Source organism: Enterococcus viikkiensis, from assembly GCF_005405345.1.
GTDB lineage: Bacteria > Bacillota > Bacilli > Lactobacillales > Enterococcaceae > Enterococcus_A > Enterococcus_A viikkiensis.
In genome coordinates, this window is record NZ_BJDW01000008.1 from 61,428 (window position 1) to 82,251 (window position 20,824).

The window sequence follows — 20,824 nt, forward strand, 5'->3', positions numbered from 1 at the left end:
TACCCTGTTGGGTATATTAAACTATGGTTTCAATAAAATGTCAACAGATTTTATTTCCGAATAAATAAATATATTATTTTCGAAATTAGGATTGACTTAAATACCCTCAAAGGGTATATTCACTTTTGTATATACAGATAAACTATGCCTGTCAACATTCTCTTTAGCAAAGATTGGAATTAATTAACTACAGAATAGGAGCTAAAAATATGTCTAAAAAAATTGTCATTATTGGTGGTGTTGCCGGTGGTGCAACTGCTGCGACTAGACTCAGAAGATTAAATGAAAAGGACGAAATTATTCTTTTTGAAAAAGGGGAATATATCTCATTTGCTAATTGTGGTCTGCCTTATCACGTAGGAGGCACGATTCAAAATCGTGAAGATCTTTTATTACAAACCGTAGAGGGAATGAGCGAACAATACAATTTAGATATTCGTAATTTTTCCGAAATTACAGCGATTGATCCTCAGAAAAAAACCGTTTCTGTTTTAAATCATCAAACAAAAGAAACCTATGTAGAGACGTTTGACAAATTAATTATTTCAACAGGAGCAAAAGCAATTATTCCTCCAATTGAAGGGTTCGAACAAGCAAAAAATGTTTTTAGTTTACGAAATATTCCTGACATGGATCGAATCAAAAACTACATTGAAAAAGAAAAAGTGAAGGAAGCAACGATTGTCGGCGGAGGTTTCATTGGATTAGAAATGATGGAAAACCTGATTGATTTAGGAATTCATGTGAATCTTGTAGAAATGTCTTCTCAAGTTATGCCAAACATTGATTTTGAGTTAGCTCAAATTCTTCATGCCCAAATAAACCTGCACGGCGTCAATTTGATCCTAAATGATGGTTTAAAGGTTTTCTCAAAGCAAGGAAATGAACTTATCCTAACGAGTGGGAGAACCGTAAAATCTGATTTAACCCTTCTTTCTATAGGGGTGGTCCCTGAAAGCTCTTTAGCAAAAGAATCAGGCATCGCTATCGGACTTCGTGGTGCCATCAAAGTAAATAAGAAATTAGAAACGAACTATCCAGATATATATGCAATAGGAGATGTGATTGAAGTAACTGATTTTGTTAATCAACAACAGACAATAATCCCTTTAGCTTGGCCAGCAAATCGACAAGGAAGACTTGTAGCAGACATTATTAACGGGCTTGATGTCGCATATCCTGGAACTCAAGGGACTTCTGTCGCCAAAGTATTCGAGCTAACAGCTGCTTCTACTGGAAATTCTGAGAATACTCTGAAACGATTAGGCATTGATTACAAAAGCATTCATATTCACCCAAATTCACATGCCAGTTACTATCCAGATGCTAGCCCAATCGCTCTAAAGCTATTGTTTTCTCCAGACGGAAAAATATTAGGATCTCAAGCAGTTGGAACAGACGGCGTGGAGAAACGAATTGATGTTATTTCAACGGCAATGAAGTTTGGTGCAAAAGCGGATCAATTGGCTTCTATTGAATTAGCTTACGCTCCGCCCTATTCTAGTGCGAAAGATCCAGTGAATATGCTAGGTTATACTGCGGATAATCTATTGAATCAAAAGGTAGAAACATTTGACTGGCAAGAGATTCCTAATCTTCTTGAAAAAAATGCCTATCTACTAGATGTACGAGAAGAATTTGAATTGGCAACGGGTGAGCTACCTACTAGCCATGTCATTCCTTTAGCGAAACTTCGTTCTAGGATCAATGAGGTTCCTAAAGATCAAACAATCTACGTTTATTGTCAGGTCGGCCAACGAGGATATAATGCCGCACGGATTTTAATGCAACATGGTTACTCTGTTAAAAATCTAGATGGCGGTTTTAAAACATACAAACAAGCAACTTATCGCCTAAGCACACCAAAGACTACCATCGTAAGCAGCAAAAAAAATGATTTAGTTTCAGTTGAATCAAGTAAACCTCTCTCTATTGATGCTTGTGGCCTACAATGTCCAGGGCCTATTTTAAAAGTAAAAGAAACGATCGATACAATGAGTAACGGAGAGACACTAGAAATCCAAGCTAGTGATTTTGGATTCATCACAGATATTGAAGCTTGGTGTAAAAACACTGGTAACACCCTGGTTGACAATCAATTGATTGGTTCTAAAGTAGTTGCTAAAATTACCAAAGGAATAGCAACCGTAAACGAAGTAGAACCTCATTCACTTCCCCCTGAAGGAGTGCTTCATGAAACAAAAAATGGTGCGACGATGGTTGTTTTTAGTGGCGACTTAGATAAGGCCCTTGCTTCAATGATTATTGCTACTGGTGCGGCAGCTATGGGTAAAGAAGTCACTATTTTCTTCACATTCTGGGGTCTAAGTATTTTGAAAAAACAAAAAATAAAGAAACGTGGGATGGCAAAAATGTTTGATCTTATGCTCCCAAATAGTGCTAAAAGTCTATCTATTTCAAAAATGAATATGATGGGTATGGGCTCTAAAATGATGCAAAATGTAATGAAACAAAAAAATGTTGATTCCCTCGAAGTAATGATTGAAAAAGCAAATAACCTAGGCATCAAATTTATTGCTTGTACAATGAGTATGGACATCATGGGTATTGATCGTTCCGAATTATTCGATTTTGTGGAGTATGGTGGTGTCGCAACGTATCTTGGTGATAGTGAGCGTGCGAACTTGAATTTGTTTATTTAAACAGTAGCGGCTGAATATTGGTTCAGCCACTACTTTTTCAATCCACTTGAGTATACCGTTGTACTGTTCAGTTTGATTGAATTCAATAATTTTTTGTTTAAAAGCTTCTTCATATCGAGTCATAAAAATTTAGCTTGTTGTACCACTTAATTGTTTCAAATACACCGAACATTGGAGAATAGCGACCTCCTACTCTTCCTGTCGATGTAGCGTCCGCCGCAAGCGACTACTTAGCCATTGGCTTGGAATTATGGCTTTCTATTTAAAGAAAATCACCAGTTAAATCCAAAAATGACCGATCTAGCTATCGTCTAGTACAAAGACACGCTGATTGTTCGGGATTGTTAGTCTAAAGACGTCGGGTTTCAAATCCGATTCTCGTTGAAATAAAATGAACATGGCAAACAATACAAATGGACAGCTTCTCAAGAAAATTTAATCCACGAATTCCCGTAAATGTGTTACACTCAGACAAACACAAAAAAGAGGAGAATTCCTGTGACTGAATATACTGGCTTCGACAAAATTTATCGCGATATTGTGATGGAAATCATTGAGAAGGGCACCGACCAAGACCCGGCTTTAGTTCGTGCGAAATACGCAGACGGCACGCCCGCTCCGACACGCTTTATCCAAGGAGTCAATTTTAAAATCACCCCGGCTGACGGTATTCCGATCTTAAAATCAAAACGCGTGTTCCAAAAAACGCCGTTAGTCGAATTAGAATGGATTTGGCAAGAATTATCCAACGATGTGACTTGGCTGCAAGACCATAAATGTAAGGTCTGGAACGAATGGGTCGATGAAAATAACACTATCGGCAAAGCCTATGGCTACCAATTAGCCAAGAAATGCCGCAAGCTTCCTACTCATGATGAAAAATTAAACCAAGTCGAATATGTTTTACATCAATTAGAAAATAATCCCGGCTCACGCCGCATCATGACCAGCCTTTGGGATGTCGATGATCTGGATGAAATGACTTTAGAACCGTGTGTTTGGGCGACCAACTGGAAAGTCAATAATGGCGTCCTTGACCTGCATGTTAAACAGCGCTCAGCTGATATGGCTTTAGGAAATCCTTTCAACGTCTATCAGTACGCCGTCTTACATCGATTGATTGCCGACCAGCTAGACTTTGAACTAGGTACGATGCACTGGTGTATCGATGACGCGCATGTCTACGATCGCCACATTGATGTTTTAAAAGACCAATTGTCACAAGGCGTGCCAGCGAGCGAACCAACCTTAATCTTGCCTGCAAAAATAGATGAACATGGCAACACGCGCTCCTTCTTTGAGCGTCGTTTGTCCGATGTAAAATTGGAGAACTACGAGAATAACGGTGTGTTTAAATACGAAATCGCCGAATAAAATAAACCAGTGAATCACCCCTCTATTTTGGGGAAGGTTCGCTGGTTTTTTAATTCGTTTGTATAGACGAAGAAATTCGGTCGTCCCATGTCCCCTCTGCCTCAAAAGATTACTTGACGGAAATCCATTTACCAATTGGCGCTGCTATCTTACTTGATAAAGATAAGTTATAGGGGGTAAAAAATCCAAAAACATTAGATCTGATTGTCAACTGTCGTCATTTCCCGCATTCGGGAATGTATAGCATAGGGAGTTGCTTGTTAACAAGAAGAGCTTCCTTTGTATTTTCAAGTTGTTTAAATGTCTTTATTTTCCAATCATCCTTATAATAAATAAGAAGTAACTATTAGGAGGGGTTTAGATGAAAATCGGTATTTTTGGTCTTGGACAAATGGGCAGCGCAATGATTCGCGGCTATCTGCGGGCAAATACGCTCAGTCCTGAAAATGTGTTAGTAAAAGGTGGCCGTAGTCAGACTGCCAAAAAGGTCTCAGATTCATTAGGATTGACCTTAATCAACAATTTAACAGAACTAGCTGAAACATCATTGATTTTGATTGCCACCAACCCAGCCAGTGTCTTAGCTGTTTTAGACTCTTTACCAGAAGAAGTGACAGCTAAACGTATCCCGATCGTGTCTGTCGCTGGCGGTGTGTCACTTGATGAAATGGGCGCTGTCTTAGGTGCCGACTACCCGCTCGCTCACAGTATTCCCAACACTGCAGTTGAGGTAAATCAAGGCGTCTTAGGCATCGCGTACGCTGAAGGACTATCAGCGGACGCTAAAAAGACCATTTCAGAGCTACTTACACCATTGGGAAAATTATTTGAAACACAGGAAGAGACTTTAGGCGTGATCGGCTCTGTCGGTGGCAGCGCACCCGCGTTTGTGGATGTTTTTATTGAGGCACTCTCTGATGCAGCCGTCCTTTACGGCATCGATCGAAAATCCTCTTATCAAATCGTGGAGCAAATGATCAAAGGCTCCGCCGAACTAGCGTTAGAAACCGGAAAGCACCCAGCCGAGCTTAAAGACGGCGTCACCTCTCCCGGTGGTACAACGATCAAGGGCATCGCTGCTTTGGAAGCAAATGGTTTTCGTCATGCGGTAATCGAAGCCGTCAAACAGACGATGAGTTAATTTTATTTAACCAACAAACCCCTTTCGATTATAAAAAATCGAAAGGGGTTTTTCGGTTTCTAATCCTAAAACATATCTAAATAAACCTTTAAACAACATTCGTTTCATATGGATTATATTTTATTCTCGAAGTATGATTGAAACAAATAACTTTCCGGACGGTTGATCACACAATGAATAACAGAATAACGCTAAAAGAGCATTTTTTCTACTACTTAAAAAAACTAGTGAAAATCTACCCAAGCTTGATCTTTATTAAGATGGCCATTCAACAAAAAGGGAGAGCAGCAATGATCGATAATTACACTAATGTTGATAATAAGCTGGGTTTTTTCTTATGTATGGCTGCGATCTTGATTATCGGCTTCCTACTGGTCCTCTTTTTATGCACACTCACTGGCTATCTTTCTAGTCGTTTAAAAAATTGGCGAAGGACCCTTAACTGAGAACACAAAAGCCCTACTCCTAGCCGAGTAGGGCTTTTGTGTCGCAAGTCATTTTCATTTATAGCATAGATGTTTATTTAACTCTAGTCTCTTATTCGTTGAATAGTCTCGATCCAATTCCAAAAATCTTTCTCCAAAACTTATTTCGACTCATCCAAAAACTGCTGTTGAACCATCTTCATAATGTCCGCTTCCGTTAACTTCTTAGTCTCGTTGGCAAATTCATAGTAGGCGGGTTTTTGGTCATAATACACCTCGACTTCTAATGTTGCCTCCCCTTGGTCCTCAAACAAATCAATCGGGATATTATAAGAGTCATTGGCGATTAGATGATAAAAAAGATTCGAGCCGCAACTTGAACAAAAGCCTCTTTCTGCCCACTCAGAAGAACGGTATCTAGAAACAAAATCTTCGCCATTAATCGTGACATTCTCTCCTGAACCTGCAGCTACCGTTAACAGTGGCCCTGATCCCCAGCGTCGGCACATTGAACAATGGCAAGCGCCGACCTCAGAATGAAACGCCTCTACTTCGATTGACACTTTTCCACACAAACATTTCGCTGTTGTCATTAGATCTCCTCCTAATTTGTAAAATTTTTTTTCTTCATGTTCAACATTATTATCTGGTAACGAATCCAGCAACGCTTAAAAATAATTTGACTCATCGGTATTAAAATAATCATACCAAGTTTCTAAAGTGTTTGCTTGAAAAATATTCAACCGCTCGGTAAGCTGTCTCGGTCACGGTAACCAGCATTTTATTCTTTTCCGTTTTGGGATACATGTGAACGTTTGCGCCGCCTTATGTACGGGCAGAAATGAACCGACGGATACAGAACCTGGCTAATTGGTAGGATAATAATTACCTAAAACTTTTCTACAAAAAAAACAGCACTCGCAATATATACGAGTGCTGTTTTCATTTTATTCATTGACGATTGCGGCATAGCCGTTTTTCAGCTCTTGGTTTCCGGTTTCCTGCAAATGAAAAGCATGGTCGTTCATCCCTTGATTTTGCATAGAAACTAAAACGACCGGTTGTTGATTATGGAAAGCAAAAAAGTAGACATGATTGTCCATCCGTCCGCGATTTTCCGCATCAGAATAGACCGCTATAACAGAATATTCCGCTGATGAGGTGCCATCTACTGACCACGCTGCTGTCACAGGTTGGTTGTTCACCGATAATGGCATTTCTGATCCACCGATTACACCATCTGGTAATTGCAACCCATAGAAATTCACATTATTTCCTGGCGTATATTCCTTATAGGATTGACCCATCGCTTGTTCCCAAGAGCTAATGAATCCTTGTAATTCACCTGACTTAGTCGTATTCCACGTTCCAGCAGTGCTAACTTCTGACGCTGCCGCCGATTCTTCGGTTTGACTGATTGGAGAAGTGCTGCTAGTCGTCTGACTCGTTGAACTACTTGTAGAGTGTGTTGAGGTGCTGTTTGAACTGCTTTCTTTTGTAGAACGAACCTGTGCAACTTGGCTCGTAGCTTCTGTGGATGAATGTGCCGCTTTTGACTCATTGCTTTTACATCCAGTAAATGCTGTTATTGAAAATAATAATACCATCCCAAATAATGCTTTCTTCATGGGATCACTCCTTCCATTTAGCTAAATGAAAGTATAGCAAATGTGATATTTTAAAATAAAATTATGGCAAATCATTTAGCTGATTGTTAGTCAGTTTTATTTAAGGTGAAAGGAATCCATCATGAACAACACCGACACGTTGTAGTTCACGTTTTAACACAGTTCAACTGCCCTTTTTAACAGCCGCTACGCTCAGCGGGAACCGCCATCAATAAGATTGAATCAATTCTGTTACTTTCTCTTGCGCCGCTTGATCCTCTGAAACTTGGAAATTTAAATCCGGTGTGTAGCTCCCTTGGCTCCCGTCATCCGCATATTCCCCAAATCCCGTGTTGGTACTTACCGGCATCCCATTGCCTGTTTTTAATTCATAAACAACGCCATTATCCCCTAACAAATATTTACTGACCGGTTTAGTATGATCTAGCTTAACCGAATAATTGGCCGCAAAAGAATCCGCAAACAATTCTTGTCTACCGATACCACCATCTTTCGCGGTATAAAAAATACAACCACCGATCGCACGAATCGGAAACGCATTTTTCCCAGGCCTATTATTGTTTTGGACTTGGACTTGCCCATCCGGCGTGTTAGCGTACCAGTCGCCCTGTCCAGCTGCACCATGATCAAAGAACCATTCGCTGACCGCCATATTCCCGATTGCCGCGCGCTGACTCGCCCAATTTAGAAACGCCCGATTGATTTGATTTCTTTGTGCGTCATTGAGCTGGGCGCCTTTACTTGCAACATTAGCTGGTTGACTCGTTGTTTCTTCCGTCGTTGCCAATGATTGATTTGTTGATGTGGTTGTTTCTGAAGTCGATGAAACACTCGTTGACGAAGTTGTTTGCGAAGTTGAGGAACTACTCGTTGAGGATACCGTTGCTGTACTACTTGAAGCTGAATCTTCCTTTCCTTCTGTTGAACCGCATCCTGCTAATAAAAATACTGAAAAAAGACCCACTACCAAATACCTGCTTCTTTTCATTATGATCCCTCCAAAATGAATGACATTCTTTCTTATTTAAGAAGAAAATGACTTCCATTTATTATCGTCTAGACTAACTTTATCACGAAATGAATAACAAAAAAAGATAGAAAAAATTTCAATGAAACCACGTTTGCGACTGCAAAAGAAAGGAACAAAAGGGATCTTGAAAGTACCAAACTTTTCGACAATACTATTTTTTAAGTAGATTTGTTTGATGAGCTAAGATTTGATTCGTTCCTTTTTAAAAATTATCCTTAATAGTTTTAGTAGGAAAATTCTGATTTAAGATGCTCTCTTTTGAAACAACTGTCTGAACAGACCATTCAGCTGGATTCAGCTCAACAATCATCTATTTGAAATTTTCTTCGGACCGGCTCATAACATCCATCCTCTCATAGATAAGTTTTATTTATTTTTATCTCTACGAAAAGCTGTCTAAGATTTGATACTAAATACCAAGTACACACTAAGAATAATTTCTAGACGACTTAAATTGATATTAATTCATCTCAAAACTAAATCTGTGAAAAATAACAGAGAGATCATTTTAGAGAATAAAGCATAATTTTTGCTATGCCAACGTTTCAAACTGTTAATAGTAGCACATGTTTTAAATGAATTCATTAAGTGGAAGTTTTTAATGAACGAGGCTTAGATTTGATGACACGTACAAAATTTATTTTACCAAAGTCGTAAAAAAATACGGAATTCACTTTAAAATGACGGCAAAAAATGATAACTTAGCACAATCTAACGCAGAAATGTAAAATAGCGAATACGAGACTTTTAATACCAAAGAGGTATTCATGAAGGACTGCCTTACTCGATGAAGATTTGACAAACACTGATCAAAAAAAGAAATTTTAAGCCACTTAAAATTAATTACGACGTTAAAACATTCGAAAAAGCATTCGATTTACTAATTGCTCAGATCAGAGAAACTTTGAAACAAAATAGAAGGATCATGCTCTTAGAGAAAGCGTAGACGGTTTACGAGAATTACATATTGCAAATGATTGGCTACTGATTTATCAGACTAATAATAGTTCGTTGGCATTCTGACTACTCGCGATCGATTCCCATAATCAAGAGCTTCGGCCAACAAAGAAGAAAAAATATATAATAAATAGCGACCAAGATCCAATTGGATTTGGTCGCTATCTTTTGTCTTATTATTGAAAGTTCAAAGAGGTTGGTACTTTCCTAAAGATAACTTATATTCAGCTATTTATTGTTTAATTATCGAAGCTTTTTACTTCATCTTAAAAAAATCCCTAATCCTTCATCTCCCCATACCCTCTCTCCAAAAATTCCGCCATCGTCTCCGCCTCATGTCCTGTGATCTTTCGAAAGTCCTCCGACACACCGCTTAATAAGCCCATCGCACCGCCGCGATACATCGATGAAAGTTCTTCGCTATCGCCATCGGATTCGTAGATTTCCGAGAATTCTTCCAAGGTGACAGGTTCGTACCCGATTTTTTTACCGGTCACATTTGTCATGATTTCTCCTAATCGATCCATTGTATAAGGCTCTTTTTGGCTTAGAAGATAAGTTTGACCTTGGTCTCTAAGCGCTGGGGTGAGAGCAAGTTTTACGATTGCTTCAGCACTATTATCTAGTGAGATGAAGCTCATGGCTTCTTTACCAATTGGATAAATCAATTTTTCTCGTTGGATCAATTCGGGCAAATACGGGACCAGTGGATCGGCGTACAAGGCATTTTTCACGACAGCATATTCTAAGCCGGATGAAGCCAACCGGCGAGGCGCATAGCCGTAATAAGGCGACATCACGAATGGATTGTTTTCTTGATCCGCAAAGAAACTGACGAAAATAATCTTTTTGACCTTGGCTTGTTTGACCGCCTTCAAGCTATTTTCTAACTCATGGACCCGCTGCTCTACAAGATAAGTTTTACTGGGCACGTAAATCAGCAGATCGGTCCCTTCCAAAGCGGCGGTCATGCTGTCAACGTCCAGATAATCGCCTTGACGAATCTCGATCCCTTGTTTTTCCAAAGAGGTTGCTTTGCTGAGAGTATGCACAATCGCGCGCAATTCATCTGTTGCGACTTGTTGGGACAATTGGGCGATGATCCGACTGCCGAGATTACCGGTAGCGCCTGTCACAGTGTATTTCATAGATCTTCCTCCATTCACGTTTTACTTACAAAATCAGTCTAATGACCTTTTGCAACAAGCGCAACTATCTGGTTTGTTGAGGAACAACCGGCAGTGGTCTCATTTCAAATCAAATTATTTCCCTCACATATACACTTTTCTCCTTAACTTCAAGTAACGAAACACGCAAAAAAAAGCAATGGATTCCTGTTTGGCTCATGCCAGTCCATTGCTTGCTTTCGTCTTTTTAGGCTGAAAATCGAAAGGATTCACTGTAAGCTGTCTCGAACTCGAATGCGGAAGCTTCAACCAAGGATACTTCGCCTTCCGGGCTTTGATAAATTTTGTAGACCGTCAGCATCTCGTCACCCTTTGTTTCAGGAACTTCAATTCTGCAAAGAATCCAGTAATTTGTTCCGACTACTTCCTCGGTTCCTAATAAAGCAAAAGGGGTCGCCTTGCCCTTATCTAATAACGTCGCTCGTGCGGCTTCTACTAATTCTTTGTGTTCAGCAGTAATCGTAGGCACTGCTGGAATAGCGATATCTTCCATATTCATCATAAATGTTTTCCTCCTTAAATTTTGATTACAAATAGATTAAAATCAATGTTGTAAGATTATAACAATTTTAAATAAATCGCAATTAAAACGATAGTTATTAAAAAATAGTTTATCTAAGAGCATACTTCATCCCATAAAATAAGTGTTTTTCAAATAGAAACCGATCATTGTTTATCGCGATCAAAAATTCTGTTGCTTTCAAATTAATCAAAAACCTCCTTTTAGATAACGTAAGCCTTTTTTTCTCATCTAACGGAATGCCGTTTGAGGAATCAGATTTTGACAAGTATTTAGAACAAATGGATTTTCCAGCACTCGTAAAAGTTCGTGTCTTCTTTCAATTAATCATTTCCATAACGCGGCAAAGTCCACAAAATACCGCTCCAATTTAAATAAATTGGAGCGGCTAAAATATGATTGAAGGGGGAACAATATGCCCTTATTTGCACGAAACACGTCCATTATCTGCTAGTGCGGAACCTCCTGTGACCTTTTTTCATACACGTTACTGACAGGTTAAAACTCACCCATTCTTAGTTTGATTAGGTAGCCTCTTTCAAGCCTTTTTTACTTATACTCCTCCTTTCCAAACGCCAAAACATTTTTGTAATCGTTCACCACATGCAGCATTTCTTCTCATTTTTCGGTAGTGGTTCGGTAGCAATTTATTTCGCCGAAACCATCTAATTCCATGATCAAACTAGCTAGGTTACTTGAAATATTCTCTTTCGCCCGTAAATCAATGCGGTATAGGGAGTTTCTTGTTTAAATTCTGTTATAGCTTTTTTACGCTCTGAATTTAACTTAAAACTAGTACATTTCCCTTGTTCATCCTTGATTTTCAATGTAATCAGATCAATATCGTTTAGAACATCCCTAGGGATTTCACAAGGTTTTTCCGTTCTGACCAACACCAAATAAGCCAGCTTTTTTACACTACCGAGACTATTTTCAATAGTGGAAATTTCTTCTGGATCATCAAAAATAATGACTTTAGACCCTTATCTTAAAAAATAGTTTGTTATTTTAGTATCGTTTTTCTTCTCTTAACCTCATCTACTGACTAGCTTGAACTCTATTGAAATAAATCTATTTTGAAGAAAAGTCGTTTTTTTCAAAAAATAGTTTACAATTTCACAAGTTAAAGGTATATTGTACTAGAAGTATAAAAGTAAAATTTACTACAAAGGAGTTTGTTTATGACAACCGAATTCGATTCTAAAAATTACTTAGACAAAGTAGATGCTTGGTGGAGAGCCGCAAATTATATCTCAGTTGCTCAAATGTATTTGAAGGACAACCCTTTATTAAGACGCCCGCTTCAAAAAGAGCATCTTAAAACGCATCCGATCGGACACTGGGGCACGATTTCAGGACAGAACTTCCTATATGCTCATCTAAATCGTGCAATTAACAAATACGATTTGAATATGTTCTATATCGAGGGCCCTGGTCATGGTGGCCAAGTGATGGTTTCTAACTCATATATCGACGGTAGTTACACTGAAATCTACCCTGAGATCGGCGAAAACGAAGCTGGTTTAAAACAGTTGTGCAAGATGTTTTCATTCCCAGGCGGAATTGCTTCTCATGCGGCTCCAGAAACGCCTGGGTCAATTCATGAAGGCGGCGAGCTTGGCTATGCCCTTTCCCATGCTACAGGTGCGATTCTTGATAATCCAGAAGTGATCGCTGCCACCGTGGTTGGTGACGGTGAAGCAGAGACGGGGCCACTAGCAGCTGGCTGGTTTTCGAATGTTTTCATCAATCCTGTTAACGACGGTGCAGTGCTCCCTATTCTATATCTGAACGGCGGTAAAATTTCTAATCCAACGATCTTAGCTCGCAAAAGTAACGAAGAATTGACTAGTTACTTTGAAGGATTAGGTTGGAATCCTTATTTTGTTGAAGGAACGGATCCACAAGAAGTCCATGAAATGATGGCAAAAACCTTGGATGCGGTGATCGAAGAAATTAAAGCGATTCAAGCAGAAGCTCGAAAAGGCCATGCTGCGGACGCAACGATGCCAAATTGGCCAGTCATTTTATTCCGTACACCAAAAGGTTGGACTGGACCGGAAACGTGGGCTGGAGAGCAAATCTCTGGAACGTTCCGGGCACACCAAGTTCCAATCCCAGTGGATTCAGAGCATATGGAACACGTTGACAAGCTAACAAACTGGTTAAACTCTTATCGTCCAGAAGAATTATTTGATGAAAACGGAAAAATCGTTGCCGAACTAAAAGCAATCTCACCAAAAGGCGACCAGCGAATGGCCAAAAATCCTATCACAAATGGTGGAATTGATCCAAAACCAATTAAGATGCCTGACTGGAAACAGCATGCAATCGATACGACTACTCCAGGAGCTGTCACTGCACAAGATATGATTATTTTTGGTCAGCAAGCTCGTGATCTGATTTCTGAAAATCCAACAAATTTCCGTATTTTTGGACCAGATGAAACAAAATCGAATCGCTTGAACAAGGTCTTTGAAGTGACGGATCGTCAGTGGCTGGAAGCGAAAGACAGTACCGACGAGTGGCAATCTTCTGTTGGTCGTGTCATTGATGGGCAACTATCTGAACACCAAGCAGAAGGCTTTTTAGAAGGCTACGTGCTGACGGGGCGTCATGGCTTCTTCGCTAGCTACGAATCCTTTTTACGGGTTGTTGACTCCATGTTGACCCAACATTTCAAATGGATGCGCAAGGCCAGTGCTCACGCATGGCGTAAAAAATATCCCGCTTTGAATGTCATTGCGACCTCTACTGTTTTCCAACAGGATCATAACGGCTATACTCACCAAGATCCTGGTATCTTAACCCATTTGGCTGAGAAAAAACCTGAATTCATTCGAGAATATTTACCAGCTGATGCTAATAGTTTGATGGCTGTTATGGATAAGGCGATGCAAGACGAACAAGTGATTAACTTGATTGTTTCCAGCAAGCACCCACGGCCACAGTTCTATTCAGCAGCCGAAGCAGAAGAATTAGTCGAAAATGGCTTAAAAGTCATTGATTGGGCAAGTACAGACAATGGTGAAGAACCAGATGTCGTGATTGCTGCGGCAGGAACTGAGCCTAACTTAGAAGCCTTAGCGGCGGTCTCCATTTTAAATAGAGATTTCCCAGAATTAAAAATCCGCTTCGTCAACGTGGTTGATATTTTGAAATTACGCCACCCAGAGATTGATCAAAGAGGCTTATCGGATGAAGCATTCGATGCAATCTTCACGGCGGATAAACCAATCGTCTTTGCTTTCCATGGGTATGAAGGCATGGTTCGCGATATCTTCTTTGAACGTCATAACCATAATATCCATATCCACGGCTACCGTGAAAACGGCGATATTACTACCCCATTTGATATGCGTGTCTTTAGCGAAATGGATCGTTTCCACTTAGCTCAAGACGCAGCAAATGCTGTCTATGATTTGAAAGCAACAGATTTTTCAGCTAAAATGGATGAAACCCTTCAGTTCCACCACGACTTTATTCGTTCTGAAGGAACAGACATTCCAGAAGTTGAAAACTGGAAATGGGAAACCCTTAAAAAGCCACAACACCAACGTTAGTCAACATACCAAAGAGCCTTGATTTTGAGATCGAGGCTCTTTGTTTAAAATTTTATGAAGGGGTGAGCAACTTGGAACAAACGTTAGTCATTATCAAACCAGACGGTGTTCGGCGGAAACTAATAGGAAAAATTATTCAACGCTTTGAAGACCGCGGATTAATCCTTAAAAAAATGCAGCAACAGACATTCGATCAGTCACTTATTAGAGAACATTATGCCCACTTAAAGGACAAACCATTCTTTGACGAACTTCTGATTTACATGACTTCAGGGCCAGCGATTGTAATGATTTTAGAGGAAAAAAATGTCATCCAAATCGTCCGAAAAATGATTGGTGCAACGAATGCCCTAGAGGCTTCCCCCGGCACGATCCGCGGAGATTTTGCGATAGGTACCACTGAGAACATTGTCCATGCTTCTGATTCTCCTGAATCGGCAGAGATTGAAATTAGACGATTTTTCCCAAGTTGACGAATAAAAAGAAGTACACGCCACGCTTAACATCTGGCATGTACTTCTTTTTATCCTACATTTGTTTGCGATTTCGATTTATCTGTTTATTTTTCCACTATCATTTTCCAAAAACGCTCGTACCTCTACCTGACTAAATTGGTTGCAGTCCCCTTTTACAAAATGCTTCAAGACAGCCGCAGCCGTGGCAAAATCAATGATTTCTTGCGGAGGTTCATTGGTTAACAATCCTTGCAATATGCCCCCAGTAAACGCATCTCCACCACCAATACGATCCACAATTGAGTCGATCACATAATTTTTTGATTGGTAACACTCACCGCTGATCCAAAGATTCTACGTTGGAGGCATACGTTTCCAATTAATCCTCTTTTTATTCATTCAGCTACTCTCTTTCTGCTCCTTTAACCTGCAACTAGGGAACGGTGAAGGCATATGGCATTAATTGACAGACTGCCTTCACGGTCTGGATTTTTTTCCATAACAAAAAATAAGGCAGTTCCGCAAAAAATGACTGCACTAAATAGGCCCATTCCTCAGCCGAAAAATAAGCTTGAAAATAATAGACATAACGCTTCATAGTGCGCGTCGGATGAGCTATATAAAGTGTTCGAACCAATGTCAAGCACGGCATTCCCAAATCTTCTGTTCCTATTCTATCACGAATTTGCAGCAAGCGGACCAGCTTGATCACCGTTGTCCCATCACCGCTTTCGTCATAAAATGCTTGGATTCGTCTTTCCAATGTGATCGGTTTTAGCCGAAACAGTTGCTGTGCAGTAAAAGGATGTGTTTTCATGATCTCGCCTCCTTCTTTCGTAAAAAAATATCCCTTTCATAGTTACTAACGAATGTTTTTGCCTCCATGCGTATCCAAAAAATAAATTTTTTATGAGTTTTTTTATTTCGCCAATTTATTCTCATAAATTAGCATTCATAAAAAAAACTCCCGGTCTTTTCCCCGTCGTTTGAATTTATACCCTTCAGCGTGAACTATTATTTTTTTATCCTATTTACGAGGTAAAAAAAGCGTTCTTTTTTCGATGTAATAAATTCTTTTTTTTTCGAAAAACAAAAAGAATGGATAAATTACTCCCAGATAGATGATTCAACTTTGAATGATTTTTATTTTTTTCTTTCAGTAAAAAAAAAGAACCCATTTTTCATTACTTATTAGCTTATAGTAAATCTATAAATATAAATAAATTTTGAAGGAGGATTATTTTATGAACAAATTTATTCTGTCAACCTGTCTGGATGACCAGCAGTGGTCGCAACAATGGGACGATTATTTAAAACAAGCGATTCCTTTTAACCCAACCAGTCTACTTGAAATCCATTGTATTGTGTCAATTCCAGATCAACGGGGCGTCTTAATTTTTACTGCAGAAAAAATTTATCATAGCGAAAGCAATGGGCTAACCGTCTTGCGGCAATTTTCTGAAGCCCACTGTTTTTCAGATTATAAGCTAATCCGTACGTGCTTGAAGACACTGAACTGCACCAATTTTTATAAAGCTGCTTGGTTCTGTCCTTACTTCACCCTCCTTCCTCTAGAAGACATTCGCTACACTAGTTGGATCAACCCTTTGACCATAAAAAAGCTACACAAACACAACAACCGCTATTACGCAGAACTGCTATCTGGTCCGCTGTTGGCTCTGCCAATCTTACGTCGAAGTGTTTTACTTCAGGCTGAATTTGCTTGCTACGGTTTGGCTTTAATACGTCGTGACCTCTTTCATTTTACGATTCAAGGAACATCTCCTCTTGACTATTTATCGATGCCGGATACTCCTTTCACCCGCCTGTTAAGTAAACGACCACTACTATTGTATTTTTCTCAACCTTTGGGCGAATTTTCCCGCCAGTATAACAAAGCTTACTTTCTACATCACTATCAGCAGTTAGAAAAAGAACCCCACAGAATCGATTGGCGTCTATGGTAATAACTATTTAAACAAAAAGACTAGCCTCAATGAGCGAGAAAGCTACTCACTGAGGCTAGTCAAAAATAGTTGTTCTTTCATTGAGGCGATGATCCCCTTAATCCCCGCTGCCTTCATCTGACCAAGGTAGCTCGGTCGATAACAAAGAGGCGAAATGCTTGTATTCATCCCGCTCTTGCAGTCGCGCCGTCCGACGCTTTTCATAGCCATCGCAAACCAGCTTCTCTTCATCCGTTTCAGGTATTACTTGTGGCACGGTGAATTCCGTTTCTTGATTCATATGAGAAGGTACCGCAACAAAGGTCGTAAAGCAAGTCGCAGCCAAATACCGTTCTCCAGTGGAAAGGTTCTCACCAATCACTTTGACGAAGACTTCCATCGATTTATTATGGCTGCCCGAAACATAGGACTTCACACAAACAGAATCATTGGCGTGCAAAGGTTTCAAAAAATTTAGATTGTCTAACGAAGCAGTTACCGCTCCTCTGCGGCAATGACGGGAAATCGAGATGGATGCCGCATCGTCAATCAAAGTCATCAGCTTTCCTCCAAATAAATAACCAAACGGGTTCAAATCAAAAGGGAAAATCCGATGTGTTTGGATTACGCGCGAATCGCGACAAGTTTTAAAATCAGTCATGGGTATACTCCTTATTCCTATTAATGTATTTATTTTTCTTACAGAAAAATAAGTTTGATCTTCATGCCGTATACCATTCTACTACTCTTGCTTACGCAAGAAGGAGAACTGGCATCCTTATTCCTATTAATGTATTTATTTTTCTTACAGAAAAATAAGTTTGATCTTCATGCCGTATATCATCCTACTACTCTTGCTTACGCAAGAAGAAGAACTGGCATCCTTATTCCTATTCATGTATTTATTTTTTCCAAGCGAAAAAATTAAGTTGATTTCAAGGGCATAGATTTCTCTCTTACTATCCGTCCATTTATCTTATCATTTTTTTGCAAAAATTCGCAAAAGTATACAGTCTTACGGACATTCGGTATACTAAAAATATAGCGGGCTCTCTCATAGATCAGCTATCAACACATCTTTTTCAAAATGAACGGAAGAAAGAAGGTCCACCCTATGGAAAAAGAAAAACCCTCAAAACTGATTCAGTTTTTTGGTGGTAAAACATCCTACTACCTGATTGGTCTGGTTATTTTAAGTGCTTTAGCCATTTATTTATTGAATACTGTCTCCTTTATTTTCAGACCTTTGGTAGTCATTATTAGTACCGTACTGCCACCCATGATCTTTGCGCTGCTTTTGTATTACTTGTTGAATCCGATCGTGAATTTCTTAAGTAAAAAAGGCTTGTCACGAACCATCAGCATCGCTTTGACTTATGTCGTGATCTTTGGCCTGCTATTCTTCGGTGGCGCCCGACTCGTGCCTGTGATTCAAGATCAAGCACAAGATTTGATCAAGCAATTTCCGAAATATGTTGATGATTTCCAACAAGCCATCAAAAATTTGTTAGACGCGACACCGTTTGCGGCCTCCTCAGATGAAGCGTTAAACTCATTGGATAAACTCTCAAAAGATGCGCTTTCTTACTTGGGAAATAATTGGCAAGATGGCGCGAAAGGCCTCGGCACGCTTTTCTCTGCCGTTTCAAGCACAGCCATCACTTTGTTTACCGGGCCGATCATCGCCTTCTTTTTGATTCAGAGTCCACACAAACTGTACAAAACCTTTATGGATCTGGTTCCACCACGTTTTCGAATGGATGTCAGTGCCTTAGTCAAGATTGCCAATCAACAACTAGGTGCCTTTTTAAAAGGCCAAGTCATCGCGTCCTTGCTGCTGGGCTTGATTTATTGGGTCGTTTTCTTGATTCTCGGCTTACAGTTTGCTACTGTCATCGCGCTGGCAGCCGGCATCTTGAGTATCATCCCATATATTGGCTCATTCCTAGCCTTTCTGCCGGGGCTTTTCATCGCCTTTCAAGATTCAACCTTCATGGTCGTCAAATTCGTGATTGCTTGGTTCGTGGTGCAGTTACTCCATGGCGATCTAGTAGTCCCACGAGTAATGGGGGACAAATTAAAGATCCATCCAATTACAATTTTAGTCGTTTTATTAGTCATGGGCGATCTGCTGGGCTTAGTCGGTGTGATCTTCGGTATTCCGATCTACTCCATGATCAAGCTTTTCGTCGTCTTCACCTTCCGCAAATTCAAACAGCGCTATAATAAATTTTTCGCGGACGAAGGAGCCTACCGTAATACCGGCTTCTCCGAGGATGATTATTTATAAGGCAAACAGCTACAACTAGGGCCATTACTGGTCCTAGTTGTTTTTTAGTACGATTACTACTTTTTACAAAAAAATTTACAGAATATTCTTGTAAAATTTTCAACTTCTGCTATGATAGTAAAAAATCAAACATAGCAAAACGTTGAAGGAAACAGTAAAAGTAGCTTAGGGTTTGCAGAGAGCTGTTATTGGTGTGAGACAGCAATCCTATTTATTTTGAACATCATTCCTGAGTCGATGTCGATACGTAGAACATCGTGGCTGCCACCATTATCTGGCTAGCGGATCGCTGTCATCGTCCGTGAAATAAGTTTTAAAAAGGTGGTACCGTTCGATTATTCGAGCCCTTTTCCCGTTGTATCTCGGGAAAAGGGCTTTTTTTATTGAGAGGGGGGATAATTTTTGGAAATTGACATTAGTGCTATTCATCAGAAACAGCTTAGATCAGACACGTATATTTTAGGAGGAATTAGTAATGGAAGTAACTACAAGAACACCTTCAACACGGGAATTAGTCGTATTAAGCTCTATGATCTTCGGAATGTTTTTTGGGTCTGGGAATCTCATCTTCCCCGTTCATTTAGGTCAATTAGCCGGAAGCCATTGGTTTTCCGCCAGTCTAGGGTTTGCGATATCGGGCGCACTTTTCCCCTTATTGGCGATTTTGGCAGTAGTGGTAACAAATAGCGATGGCTTGTACGATCTTGCTCGACCCGTTGGCAAAAAATTCGCTGCGCTGTTTCTTGTCCTCGTTCATTTAACAATCGGTCCTTTTTTTGGAACGCCAAGAACCGCAGCCACAGCCTTTGAAATTGGCCTAAAACCTTTCTTGCCTAGCCACTATTTGGGAATCGGTATGCTCGTATTTACCGCTCTATTTTTTGGCTTAGCCTACTTCCTAACACTTCATCAAAACAAGCTCGTGGCATATATCGGAAAATATTTGAATACTATTTTTCTCGCATTATTAGCCGTTGTATTTCTAATTGCTTTTTTAAAGCCTATGGGAAATTTAAATCATCAGCCAACCCACGCTTATCTGACCCATGGTTTAACCAATGGCATCTTACAAGGCTACAATACCGTGGATGCCGTTGCTTTACTTGCGTTGAGTGTGACCTTCGTGCGGGCTGTCAAAGCGATGGGCTTCAAGAAAAATACCGCTGCCGTCACTGCCAAAGCCGGGACTCTCAGTGTTTTATTAGAAGTCGTCCTCTATTTCGGTTTGGTTCTAATTGGTGCAATGAGTTTGAGTCGTTTTCCACTTTCTGACAATGGCGGTGTCGCATTATCTCAGCTAATCCGTTATTATTTATCTACTTTCGGCGGTGTATTTTTAGGCATCTTAGTGACACTAGGTGTTTTTACTACCGCGATGGGGTTACTCGTTTCTTTTGCCCAAGACTTCCATAAACTGTTTCCTAAGATCAGTTATAAAAGCTGGCTGCGAATCACCGCAATAACATCCTTTGTGGTTGCCAACGCCGGCTTAGACAACATTATCCAATGGTCATTGCCTGTCTTGATGCTCCTTTATCCGTTATCTCTGGCGTTGATCTTATTATCTTTAACCTGAATTCCCGGAATTTATAACGAGGGAGGGGCAACCCCTAACGCCTCATATAATTCCTTCTGCTTCGTCGTA

14 protein-coding genes and 3 pseudogenes are annotated in these 20,824 nt (G+C 39.9%); 9 read left to right on the plus strand and 8 right to left on the minus strand.

All coding sequences use genetic code 11. From position 1 onward, the window contains the following. Positions 1 to 209: 209 nt before the first annotated feature. The 3 genes from FFM67_RS05870 (at position 210) to proC (ending at position 5,178) form a co-directional block, all read left to right on the plus strand. A complete protein-coding gene (locus FFM67_RS05870; protein ID WP_137613649.1) occupies positions 210 to 2,663 on the plus strand; it encodes an FAD-dependent oxidoreductase in 2,454 nt (817 codons plus the stop codon). Between the two features lie 498 nt (positions 2,664 to 3,161). Then, the gene (thyA, locus tag FFM67_RS05875; RefSeq protein WP_137613650.1) at positions 3,162 to 4,037 is read left to right on the plus strand and encodes a thymidylate synthase; all 876 of its coding nucleotides are present in this window, start codon (positions 3,162 to 3,164) and stop codon (positions 4,035 to 4,037) included. A gap of 361 nt (positions 4,038 to 4,398) precedes the next feature. Continuing rightward, positions 4,399 to 5,178: a pyrroline-5-carboxylate reductase gene (gene proC, locus FFM67_RS05880; protein ID WP_137613651.1), complete on the plus strand. Its 780-nt coding sequence runs from the start codon at positions 4,399 to 4,401 to the stop codon at positions 5,176 to 5,178. A gap of 586 nt (positions 5,179 to 5,764) precedes the next feature. Here the strand turns inward: proC and FFM67_RS05885 are convergent. The 3 genes from FFM67_RS05885 to FFM67_RS05895 form a co-directional block, all read right to left on the minus strand. After that, positions 5,765 to 6,196 carry a GFA family protein gene (locus tag FFM67_RS05885; RefSeq protein WP_137613652.1) on the minus strand — a complete coding sequence of 144 codons (432 nt, stop codon included), beginning with the start codon at positions 6,194 to 6,196 and terminating at the stop codon, positions 5,765 to 5,767. A 354-nt stretch (positions 6,197 to 6,550) separates the two neighbouring features. Next, positions 6,551 to 7,231, minus strand: a complete 681-nt coding sequence (locus FFM67_RS05890) for a DUF4767 domain-containing protein (RefSeq protein WP_137613653.1) — start codon at positions 7,229 to 7,231, stop codon at positions 6,551 to 6,553. Positions 7,232 to 7,439: 208 nt separating this feature from the next. Next, entirely contained in the window at positions 7,440 to 8,219 is a 780-nt protein-coding gene (locus FFM67_RS05895; RefSeq protein WP_137613654.1) for a hypothetical protein, read from the minus strand. A 1,005-nt stretch (positions 8,220 to 9,224) separates the two neighbouring features. On the opposite strand from FFM67_RS05895, the pseudogene FFM67_RS12570 reads away from it, so the two are divergent. Then, positions 9,225 to 9,284: pseudogene (locus FFM67_RS12570) on the plus strand (hypothetical protein); the annotation flags it as partial. A gap of 212 nt (positions 9,285 to 9,496) precedes the next feature. On the opposite strand, the gene FFM67_RS05905 reads toward FFM67_RS12570, so the two are convergent. After that, entirely contained in the window at positions 9,497 to 10,366 is an 870-nt protein-coding gene (locus tag FFM67_RS05905; protein ID WP_137613655.1) for an NmrA family NAD(P)-binding protein, read from the minus strand. Between the two features lie 226 nt (positions 10,367 to 10,592). Continuing rightward, on the minus strand, positions 10,593 to 10,907 hold the full coding sequence (locus tag FFM67_RS05910; protein WP_137613656.1) for a hypothetical protein: 315 nt from the start codon (positions 10,905 to 10,907) through the stop codon (positions 10,593 to 10,595). 1,199 nt (positions 10,908 to 12,106) lie between these two features. Between FFM67_RS05910 and FFM67_RS05915 the strand changes: the two genes are divergently transcribed. Then, positions 12,107 to 14,488 (plus strand): phosphoketolase family protein, encoded by a 2,382-nt coding sequence (locus FFM67_RS05915; protein WP_137613657.1) that lies wholly within the window; start codon positions 12,107 to 12,109, stop codon positions 14,486 to 14,488. Between the two features lie 71 nt (positions 14,489 to 14,559). Beyond that, the gene (gene ndk / locus FFM67_RS05920; RefSeq protein WP_137613658.1) at positions 14,560 to 14,961 is read left to right on the plus strand and encodes a nucleoside-diphosphate kinase; all 402 of its coding nucleotides are present in this window, start codon (positions 14,560 to 14,562) and stop codon (positions 14,959 to 14,961) included. Between the two features lie 78 nt (positions 14,962 to 15,039). Here the strand turns inward: ndk and FFM67_RS05925 are convergent. Together FFM67_RS05925 and FFM67_RS05930 are read right to left on the minus strand one after the other, a co-directional pair. Continuing rightward, positions 15,040 to 15,294 (minus strand): annotated as a pseudogene (locus tag FFM67_RS05925) (PfkB family carbohydrate kinase); the annotation flags it as partial. Positions 15,295 to 15,376: 82 nt separating this feature from the next. Then, positions 15,377 to 15,760 carry a hypothetical protein gene (locus FFM67_RS05930; protein WP_137613660.1) on the minus strand — a complete coding sequence of 128 codons (384 nt, stop codon included), beginning with the start codon at positions 15,758 to 15,760 and terminating at the stop codon, positions 15,377 to 15,379. Between the two features lie 427 nt (positions 15,761 to 16,187). Between FFM67_RS05930 and FFM67_RS05935 the strand changes: the two genes are divergently transcribed. Further along, a complete protein-coding gene (locus FFM67_RS05935) occupies positions 16,188 to 16,910 on the plus strand; it encodes a hypothetical protein (RefSeq protein ID WP_137613661.1) in 723 nt (240 codons plus the stop codon). 97 nt (positions 16,911 to 17,007) lie between these two features. Here FFM67_RS05935 and FFM67_RS05940 read toward each other — a convergent pair whose 3' ends face one another. Continuing rightward, positions 17,008 to 17,550, minus strand: a complete 543-nt coding sequence (locus tag FFM67_RS05940) for an acyl-CoA thioesterase (protein WP_137613662.1) — start codon at positions 17,548 to 17,550, stop codon at positions 17,008 to 17,010. 453 nt (positions 17,551 to 18,003) lie between these two features. On the opposite strand from FFM67_RS05940, the gene FFM67_RS05945 reads away from it, so the two are divergent. Continuing rightward, positions 18,004 to 19,179, plus strand: a complete 1,176-nt coding sequence (locus tag FFM67_RS05945) for an AI-2E family transporter (RefSeq protein ID WP_137613663.1) — start codon at positions 18,004 to 18,006, stop codon at positions 19,177 to 19,179. 475 nt (positions 19,180 to 19,654) lie between these two features. Continuing rightward, a pseudogene (gene brnQ / locus FFM67_RS05950) lies at positions 19,655 to 20,752 on the plus strand (branched-chain amino acid transport system II carrier protein); the annotation flags it as partial. Positions 20,753 to 20,824: the final 72 nt, after the last annotated feature.